The sequence below is a fragment of the Mycobacterium numidiamassiliense genome (genome assembly GCF_900157365.1).
GTDB classification, from domain to species: Bacteria; Actinomycetota; Actinomycetes; order Mycobacteriales; family Mycobacteriaceae; genus Mycobacterium; species Mycobacterium numidiamassiliense.
On the sequence record NZ_FUEZ01000004.1, the window covers coordinates 2,340,064 to 2,361,625 of the forward strand.

The window sequence follows — 21,562 nt, forward strand, 5'->3', positions numbered from 1 at the left end:
GGCGAGGATTGCGGTCATGCGCGTCTACCTCGGTTCTGACCACGCTGGATTCGAGCTCAAGCAACAGATCATCGAGCACCTCAAAGAAACCGGGCACGAGCCGATCGATTGCGGTGCCTTCACCTACGACGCCGAGGACGACTACCCGGCGTTCTGCATCGACGCCGCCACGCGCACGGTGGCCGACCCGGAGAGCCTGGGCATCGTGTTGGGCGGATCGGGCAACGGCGAGCAGATCGCCGCCAACAAGGTCCCCGGGGCCCGCTGCGCGCTCGCGTGGAGCGTCGAGACCGCGTCGCTGGCCCGCCAGCACAACAACGCGCAGCTGATCGGCATCGGCGGCCGCATGCACACCGTGCCGGAGGCACTGTCCTTCGTCGACGCGTTCCTGACCACGCCGTGGTCGAAAGCCGAACGCCACCAACGGCGTATCGACATTCTCGATGAGTACGAACGCACGCATCAGGCGCCGCCGGTGCCCGGCGCGCAGGGCTAAGGACTCCATTGCCCGAAGGGCACACTCTGCACCGGCTGGCCCGATTGCATCAGCGGCGCTTTGCCGGTGCCCCGGTCGCGGTGTCCAGCCCGCAGGGTCGTTTCGCGAGCGCGGCGGCCGTGGTGGACGGCCAGGTGCTCACCGGCGCGAGCGTCTGGGGCAAGCATCTGTTCCATCACTACGCCGACGGCCCGATCGTGCACGTGCACCTCGGTCTCTACGGCACCTTCACCGAATGGCCGGTGACCGACGGAGCAGCGCTTCCGGAAGCGGTGGGGCAGGTGCGCATGCGCATGGTCGGTGCCGAATACGGCACCGACCTGCGGGGCCCGACGGTGTGTGAGGTGGTCGACGAGGCCCGGATGAGCGACGTGGTGGCCAAGCTGGGTCCCGACCCGTTGCGCAGCGACGCCGACCCGTCGTGGGCCTGGGCCCGAATCGCGAAGTCCCGCAGGCCCATTGGTGCGCTGTTGATGGACCAGACCGTCATCGCCGGGGTCGGCAACGTCTACCGCAGCGAGCTGCTGTTTCGCCACGGCATCGATCCGTTCCGGCCCGGCCGCGACGTCAGCGAGTCGGAATTCGACGCGGCATGGACCGATCTGGTGGCGCTGATGAAGGTCGGTTTGCGCCGCGGCAAGATCATCGCGGTGCGGCCCGAGCACGACCATGGTGCGCCGTCGTACGCGCCGGGGCGGCCCCGGACATACGTGTACCGACGCGCCGGCGAGCCCTGCCGGGTGAACGGGGGGCCGATCCGCACGACAGTGCTGGAGGGCCGAAACGTATTCTGGTGCCCCACCTGCCAAACCTGAGGAGCCCTCAAACTGACAGGAAACTGTCAGCAAGAAACGCTGGCGTTCACAGTTTGGAAACCGACCGGGCGGGCTAGACGTCGTCTCGTGAAAACAATTCCACGTTTAGCTGCAACGGCTCTCGCGATCGGTGGGTTGGGACTGGCCGGCTTGGGGGTCGCGTCTGACGCCCAAGCCCATCCCGGGCCCTTCCCGCAATGGTGCCCGGGCGAGTACTGGGACCCGGGCTGGGGCAACAACTGGGACTGGAACGGTTGCCATGATTGGCACGGTGGACCCCCTGGTTACGGGCCCGGCGGCTATGACCGCGGACCCGGCTGGGGTCCTCCAGGACCGCCGCCGCCACCACCACCGTGGGGTGCGCCTCCTGGATGGCACCCGTAATCCTCCATCTGCCCGCGTAATCAAACGCGCCCTGCCGATATTCGGCGGGGCGCGTTTGCGTTGGCGCAATTGATCGGCGGTGTCAGCCGACGGCGACACCCAGCGCGGCGTAGACCTCGTTGCTGAGCGCAAGGCTGCGCGGGTCGGCATTGGCCTTGGTGGCGTCGAAACGGTTCGCCACGTACGCGTAGCCGATCCGGTGTTCCAGGTCGACGAAGCCGAATGAGCCGCCCAAGCCGCCGTGCCCGAAGATCCGCGGGTTGGGTCCGTTGATGCAGCGCTGGTTGAGCATGTAGCCCAGGCCCCAGCCGTGGTCGGCGACTCGCGGTCCGAGCACCAGATCGGTCTCCAGGCCGCCCTGGCATTCCCGGATCAGGTCCATGTGTTCGCGGCTGATCAGCTTCTCCTGGGCGAGCGCGTTGTAGAACGTGGCCAGCCCCAACGCGGACACCTGCCCATTAGTGCCCGGGAATTCGAGGCGGCGCCACAAGTCGAGGTCATACGAGCTCACCTCGTCGTCGGGCGCGAATCCCATCGCGACCGCCAGGCCGGCCTTGGGGTGGTCGGCCAGGGAGGTCGGATTGCTGGGAATGTGCGTGAGCAGGTCGCGCATGTGCGGTTTGTTCACCCGTTCGGCGCAGCGCCGCTGGTCGGCGGGGGGCAGGCCGATGTGCACGTCGGCCCCCAGCGGATGGGCGATCTCGGTGCGCAGGTACTGGCCGACGGTGCGCCCGGTGACGCGGCGGAACACCTCGCCGAGGATGAAACCGTAGGTGGTCATGTGATAGCCCTGGGCGGTGCCGGGCCGCCACCACGGCTCCGCGGCGACGATTTCGCCGCAGACGAAGTCCCAGTCGCAGACCTGCTGCCAGGTCATCGGGGCCCGCGGCCCGATGACGCCGGACCGATGGCTCAGTACCATCGCCAACGTGACGTCTTGTTTGCCCGCCTGCCCGAACTCGGGCCAGTAACGGGCGATCGGTGCCTGCAGGTCGAGCTCGCCGCGATCAACGAGTTGATGGACGCAGGTGGAGGTCAGGCCCTTGGTGCCGGACAGCACCGTCGTCAGGGTGTTCTCTCGCCAGGCCCGGGTGCCGGCCTCGTCGGCCCAGCCGCCCCACAGGTTGACCACGAGATTGCCGTCGACCCAGGCGGCGACAGCCGCGCCGACCTCGCCAAGCAGCGTGAAGTTGCGCTCGAACGCGTCGCGCACGCCGACGAAGTCCGAAGCGCATGAGCCATGGATCGCCACGTCCCTTTTTAGGTCGCTCATGGCGCCTCTCTATCGAGCAGCTACTAAGCCCGAGCGGGCGACGGGAATCGAACCCGCGTAGCTAGTTTGGAAGACTAGGGCTCTACCATTGAGCTACGCCCGCATGTATTAGTCGAGCGAGACTGTATCTGGCGGTGAAGATCAAATCTAATTGAAGCGGATTTGTGGCCGCATCGTGAGGTCCGTGAGGTCTGGAGAGGTTCCTGTTAAGCCGGTGGCCAACCTGGTGATTACGGGCCGTAGGATCGCGTGGTCAGTGCGGGGTGTAGCGCAGCTTGGTAGCGCATCCGCTTTGGGAGCGGAAGGCCGCAGGTTCAAATCCTGTCACCCCGACCATGCCGCCAAATGCTGAGAACGACCACCGAGGAGTACAGCCGTGAAGAGCAGCGTCGAGCAGTTGAGCCCCACCCGGGTGCGCATCAACGTAGAGGTGCCGTTCACCGAACTCGAGCCGGATTTCCAGCGAGCGTACAAGGAGCTGGCCAGGCAGGTCCGGCTGCCCGGCTTCCGCCCGGGCAAGGCGCCGATGAAGTTGCTGGAGGCCCGGTTCGGTCGTGAGGAGATGCTGGACCAGGTCGTGAGCGAGGCGCTGCCCGCCCGCTATGGACAGGCCGTCGCCGAGTCGGAAGTCCAGCCGATCGGCCAGCCCGAGATCGAGGTGACCAAAAAGGAGTACGGCCAGGGGCTGGAGTTCACCGCCGAGGTCGACGTCCGCCCCAAGATCGAGCTTCCGGACCTGAGCACGCTGCAGGTTTCGGTGGATCCGATCGAGGTCACCGACGACGACGTGGACGCCCGGCTGCAGGCGTTGCGCGCCCGGTTCGGCGAGCTGGCCACGGTGGACCGCCCCGTGGCCGAGGGCGACTTCGTCTCGATCGACTTGTCGGCCACCGTCGACGGCGAGCCGGTGCCCAACGCCGCCGCGGAGGGGCTGACCCACGAGGTGGGCTCCGGCCGGCTGATAGACGGCCTGGACGAAGCGCTGACCGGTTTGTCCGTCGACGAGTCCCGGGAGTTCACCGCGAAGCTGGCGACCGGCGAGCACGCGGGCAAGGACGCGCAGGCGACTGTCACGGTCAAGTCGATCAAGGAACGCAAGCTGCCCGAGGCCGACGATGAATTCGCGCAATTGGCAAGCGAATTCGACACCATCGACGAGATGCGCACCAACCTGCGCGAGCAGGTGACCCAGATCAAGCGGGCCCAGCAGGCCGAGAAGATTCGCGAGGCCACCCTGGAAGCGTTGCTCGACAAGGTCGACGTGCCGGTGCCCGAGGCGGTCGTCCAGGCTCAGTACGACAGCGCCATCCACGGCGCGCTGCACGGCCTCAACCACGACGAAGCCAAATTCGACGAGGTGCTCGCCGGGCAGGGCAAGACGCGCGAGGAGTTCGAGGCCGAGACTCGCAGCGCCGCGGAGCAGGACGTGCAGCGGCAGCTGTTGCTGGACGCGCTGGCCGACGAGCTGGAGGTCCAGGTCGGCCAGGACGACCTCACCGAACGACTGGTGGCGACGTCGCAGCAATACGGCATCGAGCCGCAGCAGCTGTTCGGCTACCTGCAGGAGAACAACCAGCTGCCGGCCATGTTCGCCGATGTGCGACGCAGCCTGGCCATCGGCGCGGTGGTCGCCGCGGCGACCGTCAAAGACACCGACGGAAACACCGTCGACACCAGCGATTTCTTTCCGCCCCGGGGCCAGGACGACGAGGCGGGGGCGGCCGAGGAAGGCTCCGCCGAGGCCGACGAATCGGACGAGGCCGACGCCGAGAAGTGACGAGGGGCGTGACGCTGTGAGCGAACGCGCCCGTTTCGGGGGTGCGTGGCCGCGAAACGGCGAGCCCGGTTGGTTAGTGTCGGTTCAAACAGATTTGAGAAAGCAGGTAACCCAGTCGTGACTGACATGCGTTCGAATTCGGTGGGTCTCAACCTCACGGACTCCGTCTATGAGCGCTTGCTCTCCGAGCGCATCATCTTCCTGGGCTCGGAGGTGAACGACGAAGTCGCCAACAGGTTGTGCGCGCAGATTCTGCTGCTCGCCGCCGAGGACGGCGAGAAGGACATCAACCTCTACATCAACTCCCCGGGTGGATCGATCAGCGCCGGGATGGCGATCTACGACACCATGGTGCTGGCGCCTTGCGACATCGCCACCTACGCGATGGGCATGGCCGCCTCGATGGGCGAGTTCCTGTTGGCGGCGGGCACCAAGGGCAAGCGCTACGCGCTGCCGCACGCCCGCATCCTGATGCACCAGCCGCTGGGCGGGGTGACCGGCAGCGCGGCCGACATCGCAATCCAGGCCGAGCAGTTCCACGTCATCAAGAAGGAGATGTTCCGGCTCAACGCCGAGTTCACCGGCCAGTCGATCGAACGTATCGAGGCCGACTCGGATCGCGACCGGTGGTTCACCGCGCCGCAGGCCTTGGAATACGGCTTCGTCGACCACATCATCACCCGCGCCGCCCACATCACCAACGGAGAAGCCCGATGAACCCCGAAACCCGACCCCAGGCGCGCTACATCCTGCCGTCGTTCATCGAACACTCGAGCTTCGGCGTCAAGGAATCCAACCCGTACAACAAGCTGTTCGAGGAACGCATCATCTTCCTCGGCGTGCAGGTCGACGACGCGTCGGCGAATGACATCATGGCGCAGCTGCTGGTGCTCGAGTCGCTGGACCCGGACCGCGACATCACCATGTACATCAACTCCCCGGGCGGCGGGTTCACCTCGCTGATGGCGATCTACGACACCATGCAATACGTCCGCGCCGACATCCAGACGGTCTGCCTCGGTCAGGCCGCCTCGGCCGCGGCGGTGCTGCTGGCCGCCGGGACGCCAGGCAAGCGGATGGCGCTGCCCAACGCGCGCGTGCTGATCCACCAGCCGTCGCTGTCCGGCGTGATCCAGGGTCAGTTCTCCGACCTGGAGATCCAGGCCGCCGAGATCGAGCGGATGCGCACGCTCATGGAGACCACCCTGGCCCACCACACCAACAAGGACGCCGCGGTGATCCGCAAGGACACCGACCGGGACAAGATCCTGACCGCCCAAGAGGCCAAGGACTACGGGATCATCGACACCGTGCTGGAATACCGGAAGCTCTCCGCGCAAACCGCCTGAGCCTCAACGCAATACGGCCGCCACCTGGGCGATGTCGGCGGGCCGAACCCGGCAGCAGCCGCCGACGATGCGTGCCCCGGCGGCCGCCCATTGCCGAGCCAGGTGCGCGGTGTACCGCGGCCGGCCGACCCAGCCGTGGCCGTCCCAGCGTTCGCCGCTGTTCGGGTAGACGATCACCGGTTTGCCGATCGCCGACGCCGTGGCGATCGCGGGCAGGACGTCGTCGGGTGCGCAGCAATTGACACCGATCGCGACGATCTCGTCGATTCCGGCCGCCACCGCGAACGCCTCTTCCAGCGGTTGTCCGGCCCGGGTCCTGGAGCCGTCGATGGTGTAGCTCAGCCAGGCCGGCACACCGACCGAACGCACCAGGTTCACCAGAGCCTCGGCTTCGTCGACATCGGGCACGGTCTCGCAGGCGAGCACGTCCGCGCCCGCCCCGGCCAGGATTTCGAACCGCGGTCGATGCCACCGCGTCAACGCCGCAACCGACTGTCCGTAGCGCCCGCGATATTCCGAGCCGTCGGCGAGGGCGGCGCCATACGGTCCGATCGAGGCGGCGATCCGGGCGTCCCGGGCGCCGGCGTTATCCCGCGCGGTCGCCGCGAGTTCGACGCTGCGGCGCAGCAGCCCGATCGCATCGTCTCGGCCGACTCCGCGAGCGGCGAAACCGTCGAAGGACGCCTGGTAGCTCGCGCTCGTCGCGACCGTGGCACCGGCCCGGAAGAAGGCCTCGTGCACTGCCACGATTTCCTGCGGCGCATCCGCCAGCAGCCGCGCCGACCACAACGGGTCGGACAGGTCGTGACCGCGCGCCTCGAGCTCGGTGGCCAGGCCACCATCGCTGGTGAGCACGGATTCGCCGGGCCAGGAAATTCCCGCAGCCAACCCCACACGGCCACTGTAGGGTGGTGGGTCAGCGGCCGGCCCACTACAGCCTCGGGGGGATTACGACCGCGACACGCCAAAGACACGGATGCGCGTCTCGGCCAGAGACGAGCCTGTCGGGCTATATGTTCATTCAGACGAGAGGCATGAATACCACTGACGCGATTCAGCTCTAATGGTCGCGTCGGCCCGGAGCAAGCGGGTAGCGTCGGGGAATACATGCGGGGACAGCAAGACCAACGGCGAACAGGGAAGTAGGCGCTGACGCATCATGGCACGCATCGGAGACGGCGGCGACCTGCTGAAGTGCTCGTTCTGCGGGAAGAGTCAAAAGCAAGTCAAGAAGCTCATCGCCGGCCCCGGCGTGTACATCTGCGACGAATGCATCGATCTTTGCAACGAGATCATCGAAGAGGAGCTCGCCGACGCCGACGACGTGAAGCTCGACGAACTGCCCAAGCCGGCTGAGATCCGGGAGTTCCTCGAGGGATACGTGATCGGGCAGGACACCGCCAAGCGGACGCTGGCCGTCGCTGTCTACAACCACTACAAGCGAATTCAGGCCGGCGAGAAGGGTCGTGACTCCCGCTACGAGGCGGTCGAGCTGACCAAGTCCAACATCCTGATGCTCGGACCCACCGGGTGCGGCAAGACCTATCTGGCCCAGACGCTCGCCAAGATGCTCAACGTCCCGTTCGCCATCGCCGACGCCACCGCGCTGACCGAGGCCGGTTATGTGGGTGAGGACGTCGAGAACATTCTCCTCAAGCTGATCCAGGCGGCCGACTACGACGTCAAGCGCGCCGAAACCGGCATCATCTACATCGACGAGGTCGACAAGATCGCCCGCAAGAGCGAGAACCCGTCGATCACCCGCGACGTCTCCGGTGAAGGCGTGCAGCAGGCATTGCTCAAGATCCTGGAGGGCACCCAGGCCTCGGTTCCTCCGCAGGGCGGCCGCAAGCACCCGCACCAGGAGTTCATCCAGATCGACACCACCAACGTGCTGTTCATCGTCGCGGGTGCGTTCGCCGGGCTCGAGAAGATCATCCACGAGCGCGTCGGCAAGCGCGGCCTGGGCTTCGGCGCCGAAGTCCACTCGAAGGCCGAGATCGACACCACCGACCAGTTCGCCGACGTGATGCCCGAGGACCTGATCAAGTTCGGACTCATACCCGAGTTCATCGGCCGTCTTCCGGTGGTCGCCTCTGTCACCAACCTCGACATGGAGTCGCTGGTCAAGATCTTGTCCGAGCCGAAGAACGCTCTGGTCAAGCAGTACACGCGGCTGTTCGAGATGGACGGCGTCGAGCTCGAATTCACCGACGACGCGCTGGAGGCCATCGCCGACCAGGCGATCCACCGCGGCACCGGCGCCCGTGGTCTGCGCGCCATCATGGAAGAGGTCCTGCTGCCGGTGATGTACGACATCCCGAGCCGCGACGACGTCGCCAAAGTGGTGGTTACCAAGGAGACCGTGCAGGACAACGTGTTGCCGACGATCGTGCCGCGTAAGCCGTCGCGCACCGAGCGCCGCGACAAGAGCGCCTGAGCACGGACGTATGCCGGGGGGCGGAATCGGGCCGCCCAGCGAAGTGACCAAAACCACAGTTTTGCGCCGTACTCACCAGTAGCCCCTAGCTGACTACGTGTTTTGTCTAAGATAACGGTAAGTACGCGCCGGCAGAAACGTACTTCCGGCCCGAAAACCAGTGCCATAATTGGTACTACCAGTCTCATACATTCGTGTAAGGCCGGTAATCCCTTTAGCGGCGCGTAACCTGGACCTTCGGTGGAGTGCCGGTCCGGTTAACAAATGGGAGGCAGAGACGTGGATCCGAACGGCAGCGGAGCCGGGTCAGATTCTCTTAATGGGAGCCCGCACAACGGATCCGGCCGTCAACGTTTGGAGCAAGTCGTCATCCGATTCGCCGGCGACTCCGGCGACGGTATGCAGCTGACCGGTGACCGGTTCACGACGGAGGCAGCGCTTTTCGGTAACGACCTGGCGACCCAGCCGAACTACCCCGCCGAGATCCGCGCACCAGCAGGCACGCTGCCCGGCGTCTCGTCATTCCAGATTCAGATCGCCGATTACGACATCCTGACCGCCGGCGACCGGCCCGACGTGCTTGTCGCGATGAACCCCGCTGCGCTGAAAGCTAACATCGGCGACCTGCCCCGCGGCGGAATGGTGATCGCGAACTCCGACGAGTTCACCAAGCGCAATCTCACCAAAGTGGGTTATGTAGCCAACCCGCTGGAAACCGACGAGTTGTCCGACTACGTGGTGCACTCGGTCGCGATGACCACGCTGACTCTCGGAGCCGTCGAGTCGATCGGCTCGTCGAAGAAGGACGGCCAGCGCGCCAAAAATATGTTCGCGCTTGGCCTTTTGTCCTGGATGTACGGGCGGCCGATCGAGACCAGCGAAACCTTCATCAGGGAGAAGTTCCTCCGCAAGCCCGATGTCGCGGAGGCCAACGTCCTTGCGCTCAAGGCGGGCTGGAACTACGGCGAAACCACCGAGGCGTTCGGCACCACCTACGAGGTGTCCCGCGCGAGCTTGCCGACCGGCGAATACCGGCAGATCTCCGGCAACACCGCGCTCGCCTATGGGATTGTCGCGGCCGGTCAGATCGCCGACCTTCAGGTCGTGCTCGGCAGCTACCCGATCACGCCGGCCTCGGACATCCTGCACGAGCTTTCCAAGCACAAGAACTTCAACGTCATCACCTTCCAGGCCGAGGACGAGATCGGCGGCATCTGCGCGGCGCTGGGTGCGTCCTACGGCGGTGCGCTCGGCGTCACCACCACCTCGGGACCGGGTATTTCGCTGAAGTCTGAGGCGATCGGGCTGGCCGTGATGACCGAGCTGCCGTTGCTGATCGTCGACGTGCAGCGCGGCGGCCCGTCCACGGGTCTACCGACAAAGACCGAGCAGGCCGACCTGCTGCAGGCGCTGTTCGGCCGCAATGGCGAATCGCCGGTCGCGGTGCTGGCGCCGCGGTCGCCGTCGGACTGCTTCGAGACCGCCCTCGAGGCGGTGCGCATCGCGGTGTCGTACCACACACCGGTGATCCTGTTGTCCGACGGCGCAATCGCCAACGGCTCCGAGCCGTGGATGATTCCGGACGTCGGCGCGCTGCCGTCGATCACGCACACCTTCGCCAAGCCCGACGAGCCGTTCCAGCCGTACGCGCGCGACCCGGAAACGCTGGCTCGCCAGTTCGCCGTCCCGGGCACTCCCGGCCTGGAGCACCGCATCGGTGGACTGGAAGCGGCAAACGGTTCGGGCGCCATCTCCTACGAGCCGGTCAATCACGACCTGATGGTCCGGTTGCGCCAGGCCAAGATCGACGGCATCACGGTTCCTGACCTCGAGGTCGACGACCCGACCGGGGACGCCGAGCTGCTCTTGATCGGATGGGGCAGCTCCTACGGCCCGATCGGTGAAGCCTGCCGCCGCGCACGGCGCAAGGGAGTCAAGGTCGCCCATGCTCACCTGCGTTACCTGAACCCATTCCCCGCCAACCTCGGCGACGTGCTGCGGCGCTACCCCAAGGTGGTCGCACCGGAGATGAACCTGGGCCAGCTGGCGCTGCTGCTGCGGGGCAAGTATTTGGTCGACGTGCAGTCGGTCACCAAGGTTCAGGGCCTCGCCTTCTTGGCCGACGAGATCGGGCGGGTCATCCGCGCTGCCCTGGCCGGGACACTGGCCGAAATCGAGCAAGACAAGACAATGGTCGCCAAAATGGCGGCAGCAACTGTTGGAGCAGGAGCTAGCGCATGACAAGCGGGATCGATCACGATCTAGCGGGCACAGACCTCGGCTTGACTCCGAGGTTGAAGAAGAACGACGGCGTGCCCACCACCGACGAGCCGCAGAAGGGCAAGGACTTCACCAGTGACCAGGAGGTCCGCTGGTGCCCGGGCTGCGGTGACTACGTCATCCTCAACACCATCCGTAACTTCCTGCCCGACCTCGGCCTGCGCCGCGAGAACATCGTGTTCATCAGCGGCATCGGCTGCTCCAGTCGCTTCCCGTACTACCTGGAGACCTACGGCTTCCACTCGATCCACGGCCGGGCACCGGCCATCGCGACCGGACTGGCGCTGGCCCGCGAGGACCTGTCGGTATGGGTGGTCACCGGCGACGGCGACGCCTTGTCGATCGGTGGCAACCACCTGATCCATGCGTTGCGCCGCAACGTGAACATCACGATCCTGCTCTTCAACAACCGGATCTACGGGCTGACCAAGGGTCAGTACTCACCGACGTCCGAGGTCGGCAAGGTCACCAAGTCGACGCCGATGGGTTCGCTGGACCACCCGTTCAACCCAGCCTCGCTGGCGTTGGGCGCCGAGGCCACGTTCGTCGGCCGGGCACTTGACTCCGACCGCAACGGCCTGACCGAGGTGTTGCGCGGCGCGGCCGAGCACCGCGGCGCCGCGGTGGTCGAAATCCTGCAGGACTGCCCGATCTTCAATGACGGCTCGTTCGACGCGCTGCGCAAGGAGGGCGCCGAAGACCGGGTGATCAACATCCGCCACGGCGAGCCAATTGTGTTCGGCGCCAACGGCGAATACTGCGTGGTGAAGTCCGGCTTCGGCCTTGAGGTGGCCAAGACGGCCGATGTGGCGGTCGACGAAATTGTGGTGCACGACGCGCACGCCGACAATTCCGCCTACGCGTTCGCGCTGTCGCGGCTGTCCGATCAGAACCTCGACCACACCGTGCTCGGCATCTTCCGCAATGTCAGCCGGCCCACCTACGACGACGCGGCCCGCTCGCAGGTCAATGCCGCCCGATCATCAACTCCGTTCGACGCCACCGCGCTGCAATCGCTGCTGCGCGGTCGCGACACCTGGACCGTCGACTGAGGTAGGTGGACGTTATGCCCGACACAGTTTCGCTGGCCGGGGTGATCCTCGCTGGGGGCGAATCGCGGCGCATGGGCCGCGACAAGGCGACTCTTCCCTATCCGGGGTCTGGCCCCGGATCGTCGTCCGGCACGACGATGGTCGAACACATTCTCGGCGTTGTGTCGCAGCGGTGTGCACCGGTGTTCGTGGTTGCCGCTACCGGCCAGCCGCTACCGAAAATGCAGGCTCAGATCATTCGCGACGAGATACAGGGGCTGGGCCCGTTGCCCGCAACCGGTCTCGGGCTGCGCGCGGCCGCGCAGGCGGGTGCGACGCTCGCGTTCGTCTGCGCAGTCGACATGCCACTGCTCGCAACGGAATTGATTGACAACCTGGTCCAGCTGGCCGTCGAGACCAATGCCGAGGTGGTATCCCCGTGGGATGGCCGCAGCCACTTCCTGGCCGCGGTGTACCGGACTGATCTGGCCGATCGGATCGACGCGCTGGTCGCCACGGGCGAGCGCAGGATGAGCGCTCTGATCGACGCCTCGGACGCCCAGCAGATCGTGCTGCCGGACTCCCGCCTGGTGACCAACGTGAACTCCGACGAGGACCTGCGCGCGCTGGTGCTGCCCGGGGCCTGAGCGAACTCGCTCAGCGGTTGCTGCAGACCTTTAATTAATTCTTCGGGTAATTGCTGCGCGTAGCTTTTAGGCTCATCTATTTCTTCGTTAATTGTTTGTTCATCCAAAACGTTATTGGTTTGCCCGCGTCGATCGACCAAATTCGCGCCGATCCGCTGTCGAATTCGAAAATAGGCTGGTTCTTCGTCGTAAGACGTTGGGGGACAAACGGTTTCGTGTCTCAGGCGACGCGTGAAGGGGCCGTCGTCGGGTCAAGCCGCCAACCCCGGTCTGAAGTAACCGCAAGTGAAGATTTCCCAGCAAATTGCGTTGTGCAAATTCGGGTGGACCGGAGCGAGGGGGAGGAAGTTTGACGCTGGGGTGGCATCGGAACCCCGTGCATCGGTCCCTGGACCTCGTGTTGTGCTAAAGAGCTTGCGACAGTGTGTAACTCAGGTGATCGCTGCCGGAATGCGTTTGCGCGGCGCTAAACGTGGCTTCCCGCAGTGTTTTCGATCACGGCTAACGAGCCCTAGCGACGAATGCGGTTGCTGTCAAATGCGTTTGAGCTGCGGCGATTCGCTCCACGATGTCTCATCGTCGCAGGTGGAAGGGCATTTTAGGGCCCTCGAAAGCCTGATTGCGCGCCTTCGCGAGACCTGACGACTGCGTCGTGATCCGACCGCTTAACGGCCTGGCAAATGCGTGGTTCAACTCACAAATAGTGTGTGATTAGGATCACAAATGTGTAGGCATCAAGACAGCTGGATAAGCCGGAAAAAGGCGCAGTTGACCTGCATGGATATTTTTCAGGGTGCGTTGTGATCGGCCTGTTATCGGATCGAGATATCGGCGTGTCGGATATGACGAACGCAATCGAGTCTCCTACTGTGCCTTTTAGCCCGAGACGGGTTAATAAAAAATTTAATCCACGAATCCGCGTGTGAGCGGGGCTGCGAGCGGCGATGGCCGCGAGCGGCCAGCGGCTGTTGAGCCGACCGGGCAGATCTTGCCCGCCGCTGTCGTGCCCGAACGAGACGGCACGAGCCAAAGCACCTATTTCATCTCGACATAGCACCTCAACCCGCCGCTGGGTGGGTTGAGTTTGGCGCGCGCGCAGTCGAAAGGAACAACTTGAATAACGTCCGCAAGACGCTCATCCTGGCCGCGATCACCGGGACGCTGGTAAGCGTGCCGTCGGCCACCGCCAACGCGGAACCGATGGGCTTTGACCCGAACGTTGCTCCCGCGGCACCTGCGCCTGACGCGCCCCCGCCGCCCCCGGCTCCCGACCCCGGTGGGCCTTGACCCGAACCTGCCTCCGCCGCCGGACGCCCCCGCGCCGATCAAGGCGTACAGCGTGAACTGGGACGCCATCGCGCAGTGCGAGTCGGGCGGAAACTGGGGAATCAGCACCGGTAACGGCTTCTCCGGAGGCCTGCAGTTCACCTCCAGCACCTGGCACTCCAACGGCGGCGCGGGTTCTCCCGCCGGCGCCAGCCGTGAGGAACAGATCCGGGTGGCCGAGAATGTGCTGCACTCTCAGGGCATCGGAGCCTGGCCGGTCTGCGGCCGTCGCGGCTGACCGACAGCCAGCGCAGGCGCCTAGCCGTCGCACGTAACAAGGAATGCCGGGCCTCGTGCCCGGCATTCCTTGTTAAATGTGCAGGTGAAGAGGCCTAAGCGTTTACCTCTGTCTGAGGTCCCAGGGTCACAGCGAACTTGCCGTTGTGTTCTTGTTTTACGGACCCGAGGTCCTCGAGCAAGGACAAGAACTGGCGCCACTCGATGCTCCCGCCCGCCGGGTGCCTGAAGATCTTCTCAATCGTCAGGCGATGGTGACCGCTCCCGTGCGAGGTCACTGGTTGGTCCTCTGGTTGTTGTGCCACGTGATCATTCGTGTCAGCCAGGCGCGGGCACTGGGTCACGATCTGTTTCGAACTTTTTATTTGCCTTCGTTGCCGGGTCGAGGATGCGGTAGGCCAGAAGTTTGATGCAGTCGCTGACGAGGAACCAGACGAAGGCGTATCCCCATACCGTCGCTGCCCACCCCCAGCCCAGCGGGGTCATGAATAGCCCGTACACCGCGATGAGGGTGGCGACGGACTGGGTGCCGAGGACAGCGATCAACAAGATGCGGGCCGGGCGGATGGACCAAAAGGGGCCGCGGGTTCGGGTCAAGAAAATAGTCAGGTGACCCGCGACGGACAGCATCAGATACATCAGCGTCTGGACTCGCGGATGGCCAAGGTCGAAGACACGGTCGCCCAGGTAGAACAAGCCGAACGCGGCGATCGGTCCAAGCACCCCCAGGACCGTGGAGATGCCGAGCACCAGGCGCATGTTCCAGGCTTCGGGCTCGTTGCGGTAGCGGACGTTGTCGTAGGCGATGGACAGGATTGCGCCGTCGTTGAGCAGCGCGAGCATCACGATCATGATGGCCGTGAGCGGGTAGAAGTTGAAGACCAGGATGGCGACGGTCATGAACAGCAGCACCCGCAGCGTTTCGGCGACGCGGTAGATCGCGTAGCTGTTCATTCGCTGAAAGATCTTGCGGCTCTGCTTGATTGCCTCGATGATCACCGACAACCCCGGGGTCAGCAGCACGATATCGGCAGCGGCGCGGGCGGCGTCGGTGGCGCCCGATACGGCGATGCCGCAGTCGGCTTTTTTCAGGGCCGGCGCGTCGTTGACCCCGTCTCCGGTCATCCCGACGATGTGGCCGTGCTGTTGCAGAACGTCGATGATGTGATATTTGTGCTCGGGAAAGACCTGGGCGAAACCGTCTGCGGTCTCGATGGATTCGGCAACTGCCGCCGATTCGCTCTTGCTGGTATCGCCCAAGGCTGCGGCGTCGAGGATGTCGGCGCCCAAGCCGACCTTGGCCGCGGTTTCCTTCGCGATGGCTAGTGCGTCCCCGGTCACCATCTTGATGGTGACGCCCATGGCTGCGGCGTTGGCGATGGTCGCCGCGGCGTCGTCGCGGGGTGGGTCGAATAGTGGCAGTATGCCGACGAATTGCCAGTCGCCGTCCCCGTCGGCGCGGGCCACGCCCAATGACCGGAAGCCGCGGGCGGCGAAATCATTGACTGCCTTGTCGGCGGCGGGTGTGATCTGCGCGGCGTTGGCGGCCAGCGCAAGGATGACCTGTGGGGCGCCCTTCGTGACCCTAAAGGTGGTCTCGTCGGCGCTCACGACGGTGGCCTCGGTGCGTTTGTGCACGGGGTCGAAGGGTTCAAAGTGGGTGACGGTGTAGGCCTGCAGGACCTTGGCGTCCTCGAGGCCGCCGAGTACCGCCCGGTCGATCGGGTCGTCGTTGTCCGCGCGGGAGGCCAACGCGGCGTCCAGAATGACGTCAGCGGGGGTGACGCAGTCGATGCTGAACGGGGTGCCCAACGTGAGCGAGTTTTGGGTCAGGGTGCCGGTCTTGTCCGCGCACAGCACGTCGACGCCGGCGAGTTCCTCGATGGCGACCAGCCGGCTCACGATGGCTTGTTTTCTGGCGAGTAGCCGTGCGCCGACGGCCATCGTCACCGACAGCACGGTGGGCATCGCGACCGGGATCGCGGCGACGGTCAGCACGAGGGCGAACTGCAGCGTGGTCAGGATCGCGTTGCCGCGCACCAGGGAGGCGGTGACGATGACCGTGACGAGCGCGACCGCCAGGATGATCAGGTAGTTGCCGATCTTGAGCACGGCGCGCTGGAAATGGCTGACGGTGCGCGCGCCTTGCACCAACTCGGCGGTCTTGCCGAAGTAGGTGCCGGTGCCGGTGGCATAGACCAGGGCGCCTATTTCACCTTGCCTGACAATGGATCCGGAGAACACCGCGTCGCCGGGTGTGCAGGTGGCGGGCAGCGACTCCCCGGTCAGCGCGGACTGATCGACCTCGATCTCGTCGCCCTCCAGCAGCCGGGCGTCGGCGGGGACGATATCGCCCAGGCGCAGCCGGATCACATCACCGGGCACCAACTCCCGCGCCGGCGCGGTGATCCATGCGTCGTCGCGTTTCACGCGTGCGTTGATCGCCAGCTTGGCTTTGAGGGCCTCAATTGCGTTGCCGGCCTGCCGTTCCTCGGTGTAGCCGACCACACCGTTGGCGACAAGCAGCAGCAGAATGATGAAAAAATCTGGCCAGTGCCCGACCGCGCCGGACAAGATGACGGCGATCTCGATCATCCACGGAATCGGGCCCCAAAAGTAGCTGAGGAACTTCAGCAGCGGGTTGGGTTTGTGCTCGGCGATCTCGTTCGGCCCGGACTGCGTCAACCGCATGGCGGCCTCAGCCTGACTCAGGCCGCCAGGGGAGTAGCCAAGCTCTTTTTCCAGCTCGAGCATGGGTGCCGATTTCAAGTCGGGACCCGGTTCAGGTGCGCCCGCAGAGCGCGGCGGCGCGACATGCGGCGCGTCAGCGGTCATGGCGTCCGGTCCAAACGCCGTATGTCAGCGGCCGGTTCGCGCCGTGAGCGATCTAAAGAGTCATGCCGGATCAGACACATGACGCTGTCGATCGGAAAATATTGCGCAGGAGCCGGTTTCGGCGTCCGCGGACTGGCTACGGTGGTAATGGCGATTCCCGACGTGTGCGGAGTTCACCGGTTGTCCGGTCGTGAGCAAGGGCTCAGTGAGATGCGGCGGCGGACAGCCACTCTCATTCCGGACTGGTTGAGCGTCCCAACGCCGTTGACGGTACCCTACGGGCGCGTCCGCTCTCAACGGATGTCACGGCCCCGGTTGTCGTCGATGTCGATGACTCCACCGAGGATCAGTTGTGCGATAGCGTGCCGGTCGGTATCGCATCGACCGCAAACGCCGCGACCTCGGACAGCAACTCAGGCAGCCCGCGGCTACCGGCCACCAGGCCTGCCAACTCGCCGATGGCGGTCTGCAGGTCGGCGGCATCGGCGCTGGCCTGCGCTGGCGTCAGTGATCCGACTGGGATGCTGTCGACGCTGTTGGTGAACTCGGTCATCCTTATGCCACCTGTGCTCATCAAGGCCCCGGTCGGTGCCCGCCGTACCGAGACAGAGCCCGCCAACTACCCATGCGGCCCAACAGCCACGAGGTGGATTGTCACGCCAAGAGTACCGCCGCTCGCAGTTCTGGGGACAGTGCCGGTCACTGCAGTCCTTGGTACGTGCCGCCGCGCCTGCGGACATTCACCGCCGGTATCGCCGGGCACCGCGGTGGGATGCGGTTCGCCCCAGGCGGAATGGGTGGAAGTGGTCCCACGGGTGTAGCCTTTGGGGTGCTGGGAGTTTCAGCTGGTTCGGGATGAGTTCAGCTGTCCGCTGCAGAACTCGAGGAGCGTTGGCTCCGAGGCCCTTACGCGCCGGTGATCGTCTGCACATCAGGATCACCATGACTGCTTTACAGAATCTTTCTATTCAATCGGCCCCCTTACCACGCCTGCGAACAATGACGGTTGCGGATGACGTGGCCGTGGGCAGACTTGAGCACGGCTCACCGAGCGGTGCACAGCGATGAACGCGCTAGGCGTCGTCGTCTTTGTTTTAGTCGCACTGTCACTGCTGGTGCTGGCGATGGCGGTGCGAATTGTCAAACAATACGAGAACGGCGTGCTGTTCCGGCTGGGCCGGGTGATCGGAGAACGCCAACCCGGGTTGCGGCTGATCATTCCGTTCATCGATGTGCTGCACCGCATTTCGTTGCGAATCGTGACGATGCCGATCCAATCCCAGGGGATCATCACCCGCGACAACGTCACTGTCGACGTCTCCGCGGTGGCCTACTTCAAGGTCGTCGACGCGGTGAAGTCGGTCGTGGCGATCGAGGACGTCTATGCCGCGATCGATCAGATCGCGCAGACGACGCTGCGTAAGGTCGTGGGTCAGCACACCCTGGACGAGACGCTCTCAGAGACCGACAAGATCAACCTCGACATCCGCGCGATCCTGGATGTCACCACCATCGAATGGGGCGTGCAGGTCACCCTGGTGGAGCTCAAAGACATCCAACTGCCCGACAGCATGAAGCGCGCGATGGCCCGCCAAGCGGAGGCGGAGCGAGAAAAGCGGGCGAAAATCATTGCCGCCGAGGGTGAATCGCTGGCCGCTGCCGCTTTGGGCGACGCCTCGGACACCATGATGGCCCACCCGCTGGCGCTGCAGCTACGCAATCTGCAGACCCTGGTCGAGCTCGGCGTCGATAAGAACACCACCGTCGTTTTCCCGGCACCGTTGATGTCGACTATCGCCGAACTCGGAACCTTCCTGGCCCGAGAAGCCGGCGCCGCAACCCCCTCAGAGCCACAGTCACCGATTGCCCTCCCGGCAGCGGTGGGCAACGGAACCCCCGCGGCCGGCAGCCAGTCGTGATCGCCGCGCTGATGATGTGGTCACTGATCGGGTGGAGTCACTGAGTGACGCACCGCGCCGTGCGATCCACCCAGCTAACGACACCGGTTGCCGCATCGACTCCGCGGCCCCAATGACACCGACAAGCTACGAACTCAACCGCCAGAGCACTCCCGACGTGTCGAGCAAAGGACACCCATGACGAGCACCCAAACGATGACGAGCACCCTAACGTTGGAACCTGAACTGCTACATCGGATGGACGCCTATTGGCGGGCAGCGAATTACCTGTCGGTCGGCCAGATTTATCTGTATGACAATCCGTTGTTGGAGCGACCGCTGGCGCTCTCCGATGTGAAACCTCTAGTGGTTGGCCATTGGGGGACCACGCCCGGGCAGAACTTCATCTACGTGCACCTCAACCGGGTCATCACTAAGTACGACCTGGACATGTTCTACGTCGCCGGCCCCGGCCACGGCGGCCCGGCCCTGGTCGCCAACACCTACCTCGAGGGATCGTATTCGGAGATCTATCCCGACGTGAGTCAGGACGAGTCCGGACTGAAGAAGCTGTTTACCCAATTCTCTTTTCCCGGAGGCATTTCCAGCCATGTGGCACCCACGACGCCGGGATCGATCCACGAAGGAGGGGAACTGGGCTACTCGCTGAGTCACGCGTTCGGCGCGGTGTTCGACAATCCGGACCTGATCGTGGCCTGCGTGATCGGCGACGGGGAAGCCGAGACGGGGCCGCTGGCGACGGCCTGGCATTCCACCAAGTTCCTGAATCCGGTTGGCGACGGGGCAGTGCTGCCGATCCTGCATTTGAACGGCTACAAGATCAGCAACCCCACCGTGCTGGCCCGCATCGAACCCGAGGAGCTTGACCAGTTCCTGCGTGGCTGCGGCTGGGAACCGCACTACGTCGAAGGCGACGACCCTGAGGACATGCACGAACTGATGGCCACCGTCCTCGATTCGGTGATTGATGATATTCACCGCATCCAGCGCAAGGCGCGCACCGAGGGCCAGACCACCCGCCCGCGCTGGCCGATGATCGTGTTGCGCTCCCCGAAAGGCTGGACCGGACCCAAGGTGGTGGACGGCCTGCAGATCGAGGGCACGTTCCGGGCGCATCAGGTGCCGTTGCTCGTTGACGAGCAGCATCCCGGGCATGTCGAACTGCTCGACGCCTGGATGCGCAGCTACAAACCGGCCGAGCTGTTCGACCAGGCCGGGGGGCTTTTACCCGACCTGGCCGCGTTAGCGCCCCAAGGGCCACGGCGGATGGGCGCCAACCCGCACACCAACGGCGGGTTGTTGCTGCGTGACCTGCATATGCCTGACTTTCGCGCCCGCGCGGTCGCCGTGGCCTCGCCCGGCGCGGCGGAGGCCGAGGACACCCGCGTGTTGGGTAGCTTCCTGCGTGACGTGGTCAGCCTCAACCAGGAGCACCGCAACTTCCGGATCTTCGGCCCCGACGAAACCCTGTCGAACATGCTCGGCGCGGTTTTCGAGGTCACCGACCGGCAATGGGAGGCCCGCACCGTCGCCAACGACGAGTTCCTCGCGCCACGGGGGCGGGTGCTGGATTCGATGCTCAGTGAGCATCAAAGCGAAGGCTGGCTGGAAGGTTATCTGCTCACCGGGCGGCATGGGCTGTTCAACTGCTACGAGGCGTTCATCCACATCATCGACTCGATGTTCAACCAACACGCCAAATGGCTCAAGGTCACCGCGCAACTGCCATGGCGCCGCGACATCGCGTCACTGAACTACCTACTCGCCTCACACGTCTGGCAGCAAGACCACAACGGCTTCACCCACCAAGACCCCGGCTTCCTCGACCACGTCGTCAACAAAAAAGCCGACATCGTGCGGGTATACCTGCCGCCGGACGCCAACTGCCTACTCTCGGTGGCCGACCATTGCCTGCGCAGCCGCCACTACGTCAACGTGATCGTCGCCGGCAAACGCGCGATGCCGCAATGGCTGAACATCGAGCAGGCAGAAGTGCACTGCACCGAGGGCATCGGCATCTGGGAATGGGCCGGAAACGACTCCGGCGCCGAGCCCGACGTGGTGCTGGCGTGCTGCGGGGACACCCCCACCCTGGAGGTGCTCGCGGCGGTGCAGATCTTGCGGGAACACCTGTCCGAGTTGAAGATCCGCGTGGTCAACGTGGTCGACCTGATGAAGCTGCAATCGGCCACCGAGCACCCGCACGGACTCAGCGACTGCGACTACGACGCCTTGTTCACCACCGACAAACACATCATCTTCGCCTTCCACGGCTACCCGACGCTTATCCACCGACTCACCTACCGCAGAACCAACCACAACCTGCACGTGCGCGGCTACAACGAAGAAGGCACCATCACCACCCCCTTCGACATGCGGGTACAGAACAAGCTCGACCGCTACCACCTCGTCACCGACGTCATCGACCGCCTGCCGCAGCTCGGCGCCACCGGCGACTACCTCAAACAGACCATGGCCGACAAACTCGTGGAACACACCCGCTACATCAACACCCACGGCCAAGACCATCCCGAAATCCGCAACTGGACCTGGAATCCGCCACAATGACGACATCGATAGCCCGGGTGCCGGTCACCTCGGTTGCTGCGCCGGACCTGCCGGGCCTGGTAAGCGCGGCGAACGCATTGGTCGCCGCCCGACAAGGGCCCTCCACCGCAGTCATCACGGTGTCGCTACGAACCCTGTAGCCAGCCTCCCGCAGCAGCGGTAAGGGGTTTCTCGGGGGAGTAGCC

The 21,562-nt window shown here is 64.8% G+C and carries 17 protein-coding genes, 2 tRNA genes and 1 pseudogene; 15 read left to right on the top strand and 5 right to left on the bottom strand.

The window, feature by feature from the left end; genetic code table 11:
- Positions 1-16 precede the first annotated feature (16 nt).
- The 3 genes from MNAB215_RS19630 to MNAB215_RS30885 all read left to right on the top strand — a co-directional run bounded on the left by MNAB215_RS19630 (position 17) and on the right by MNAB215_RS30885 (position 1,695).
- Positions 17-496 (top strand): ribose-5-phosphate isomerase, encoded by a 480-nt coding sequence (locus MNAB215_RS19630; protein ID WP_077080286.1) that lies wholly within the window; start codon positions 17-19, stop codon positions 494-496.
- An 8-nt stretch (positions 497-504) separates the two neighbouring features.
- On the top strand, positions 505-1,311 hold the full coding sequence (locus tag MNAB215_RS19635) for an Fpg/Nei family DNA glycosylase (RefSeq protein WP_077080287.1): 807 nt from the start codon (positions 505-507) through the stop codon (positions 1,309-1,311).
- A gap of 87 nt (positions 1,312-1,398) precedes the next feature.
- Complete coding sequence (locus tag MNAB215_RS30885) at positions 1,399-1,695, top strand: Mtp family mycobacterial-type pilin (RefSeq protein WP_077080288.1); 297 nt, start codon at positions 1,399-1,401, stop codon at positions 1,693-1,695.
- An 82-nt stretch (positions 1,696-1,777) separates the two neighbouring features.
- On the opposite strand, the gene MNAB215_RS19645 is transcribed toward MNAB215_RS30885, so the two are convergent.
- Both MNAB215_RS19645 and MNAB215_RS19650 read right to left on the bottom strand, forming a co-directional pair.
- Positions 1,778-2,968 carry a serine hydrolase domain-containing protein gene (locus MNAB215_RS19645; protein ID WP_077080289.1) on the bottom strand — a complete coding sequence of 397 codons (1,191 nt, stop codon included), beginning with the start codon at positions 2,966-2,968 and terminating at the stop codon, positions 1,778-1,780.
- A 32-nt stretch (positions 2,969-3,000) separates the two neighbouring features.
- A tRNA-Gly gene (locus MNAB215_RS19650) sits at positions 3,001-3,071 on the bottom strand.
- Positions 3,072-3,227: 156 nt separating this feature from the next.
- On the opposite strand from MNAB215_RS19650, the gene MNAB215_RS19655 reads away from it, so the two are divergent.
- The 4 genes from MNAB215_RS19655 to clpP2 all read left to right on the top strand — a co-directional run bounded on the left by MNAB215_RS19655 (position 3,228) and on the right by clpP2 (position 6,094).
- Positions 3,228-3,304, top strand: a tRNA-Pro gene (locus MNAB215_RS19655).
- A 40-nt stretch (positions 3,305-3,344) separates the two neighbouring features.
- Positions 3,345-4,745 (top strand): trigger factor, encoded by a 1,401-nt coding sequence (gene tig, locus MNAB215_RS19660; RefSeq protein WP_077080290.1) that lies wholly within the window; start codon positions 3,345-3,347, stop codon positions 4,743-4,745.
- Positions 4,746-4,871: 126 nt separating this feature from the next.
- Complete coding sequence (locus MNAB215_RS19665; RefSeq protein ID WP_077080291.1) at positions 4,872-5,462, top strand: ATP-dependent Clp protease proteolytic subunit; 591 nt, start codon at positions 4,872-4,874, stop codon at positions 5,460-5,462.
- The gene (clpP2, locus tag MNAB215_RS19670; RefSeq protein WP_077080292.1) at positions 5,459-6,094 is read left to right on the top strand and encodes an ATP-dependent CLP protease proteolytic subunit ClpP2; all 636 of its coding nucleotides are present in this window, start codon (positions 5,459-5,461) and stop codon (positions 6,092-6,094) included. Before MNAB215_RS19665 ends, clpP2 begins: the two co-directional genes overlap by 4 nt.
- Before the next feature lie 3 nt (positions 6,095-6,097).
- Here the strand turns inward: clpP2 and mmuM are convergent, their stop codons facing one another.
- Entirely contained in the window at positions 6,098-6,988 is an 891-nt protein-coding gene (gene mmuM / locus MNAB215_RS19675; protein WP_077080293.1) for a homocysteine S-methyltransferase, read from the bottom strand.
- 265 nt (positions 6,989-7,253) lie between these two features.
- On the opposite strand from mmuM, the gene clpX reads away from it, so the two are divergent.
- The 5 genes and pseudogenes from clpX to MNAB215_RS30810 all read left to right on the top strand — a co-directional run bounded on the left by clpX (position 7,254) and on the right by MNAB215_RS30810 (position 14,056).
- Complete coding sequence (gene clpX, locus MNAB215_RS19680; RefSeq protein ID WP_077080294.1) at positions 7,254-8,534, top strand: ATP-dependent Clp protease ATP-binding subunit ClpX; 1,281 nt, start codon at positions 7,254-7,256, stop codon at positions 8,532-8,534.
- A 279-nt stretch (positions 8,535-8,813) separates the two neighbouring features.
- Positions 8,814-10,775 carry a 2-oxoacid:acceptor oxidoreductase subunit alpha gene (locus MNAB215_RS19685; protein WP_108637671.1) on the top strand — a complete coding sequence of 654 codons (1,962 nt, stop codon included), beginning with the start codon at positions 8,814-8,816 and terminating at the stop codon, positions 10,773-10,775.
- On the top strand, positions 10,772-11,866 hold the full coding sequence (locus MNAB215_RS19690) for a 2-oxoacid:ferredoxin oxidoreductase subunit beta (RefSeq protein ID WP_077080296.1): 1,095 nt from the start codon (positions 10,772-10,774) through the stop codon (positions 11,864-11,866). Before MNAB215_RS19685 ends, MNAB215_RS19690 begins: the two co-directional genes overlap by 4 nt.
- A 14-nt stretch (positions 11,867-11,880) precedes the next feature.
- Positions 11,881-12,492: a molybdenum cofactor guanylyltransferase gene (gene mobA / locus MNAB215_RS19695; RefSeq protein ID WP_077080297.1), complete on the top strand. Its 612-nt coding sequence runs from the start codon at positions 11,881-11,883 to the stop codon at positions 12,490-12,492.
- Positions 12,493-13,605: 1,113 nt separating this feature from the next.
- Positions 13,606-14,056, top strand: a pseudogene (locus tag MNAB215_RS30810) (transglycosylase family protein).
- 317 nt (positions 14,057-14,373) lie between these two features.
- Here the strand turns inward: MNAB215_RS30810 and MNAB215_RS19710 are convergent.
- Complete coding sequence (locus MNAB215_RS19710; protein ID WP_077080300.1) at positions 14,374-16,890, bottom strand: plasma-membrane proton-efflux P-type ATPase; 2,517 nt, start codon at positions 16,888-16,890, stop codon at positions 14,374-14,376.
- Positions 16,891-17,236: 346 nt separating this feature from the next.
- Entirely contained in the window at positions 17,237-17,443 is a 207-nt protein-coding gene (locus MNAB215_RS19715; RefSeq protein ID WP_077080301.1) for a hypothetical protein, read from the bottom strand.
- Positions 17,444-17,954: 511 nt separating this feature from the next.
- Here MNAB215_RS19715 and MNAB215_RS19720 point away from each other — a divergent pair.
- From MNAB215_RS19720 to MNAB215_RS29805, 3 genes are all read left to right on the top strand, one after another.
- On the top strand, positions 17,955-18,809 hold the full coding sequence (locus MNAB215_RS19720; protein WP_077080302.1) for a slipin family protein: 855 nt from the start codon (positions 17,955-17,957) through the stop codon (positions 18,807-18,809).
- A 177-nt stretch (positions 18,810-18,986) separates the two neighbouring features.
- Entirely contained in the window at positions 18,987-21,377 is a 2,391-nt protein-coding gene (locus MNAB215_RS19725) for a phosphoketolase family protein (RefSeq protein WP_077080303.1), read from the top strand.
- Complete coding sequence (locus MNAB215_RS29805) at positions 21,374-21,517, top strand: hypothetical protein (RefSeq protein WP_165691593.1); 144 nt, start codon at positions 21,374-21,376, stop codon at positions 21,515-21,517. Before MNAB215_RS19725 ends, MNAB215_RS29805 begins: the two co-directional genes overlap by 4 nt.
- Positions 21,518-21,562: the final 45 nt, after the last annotated feature.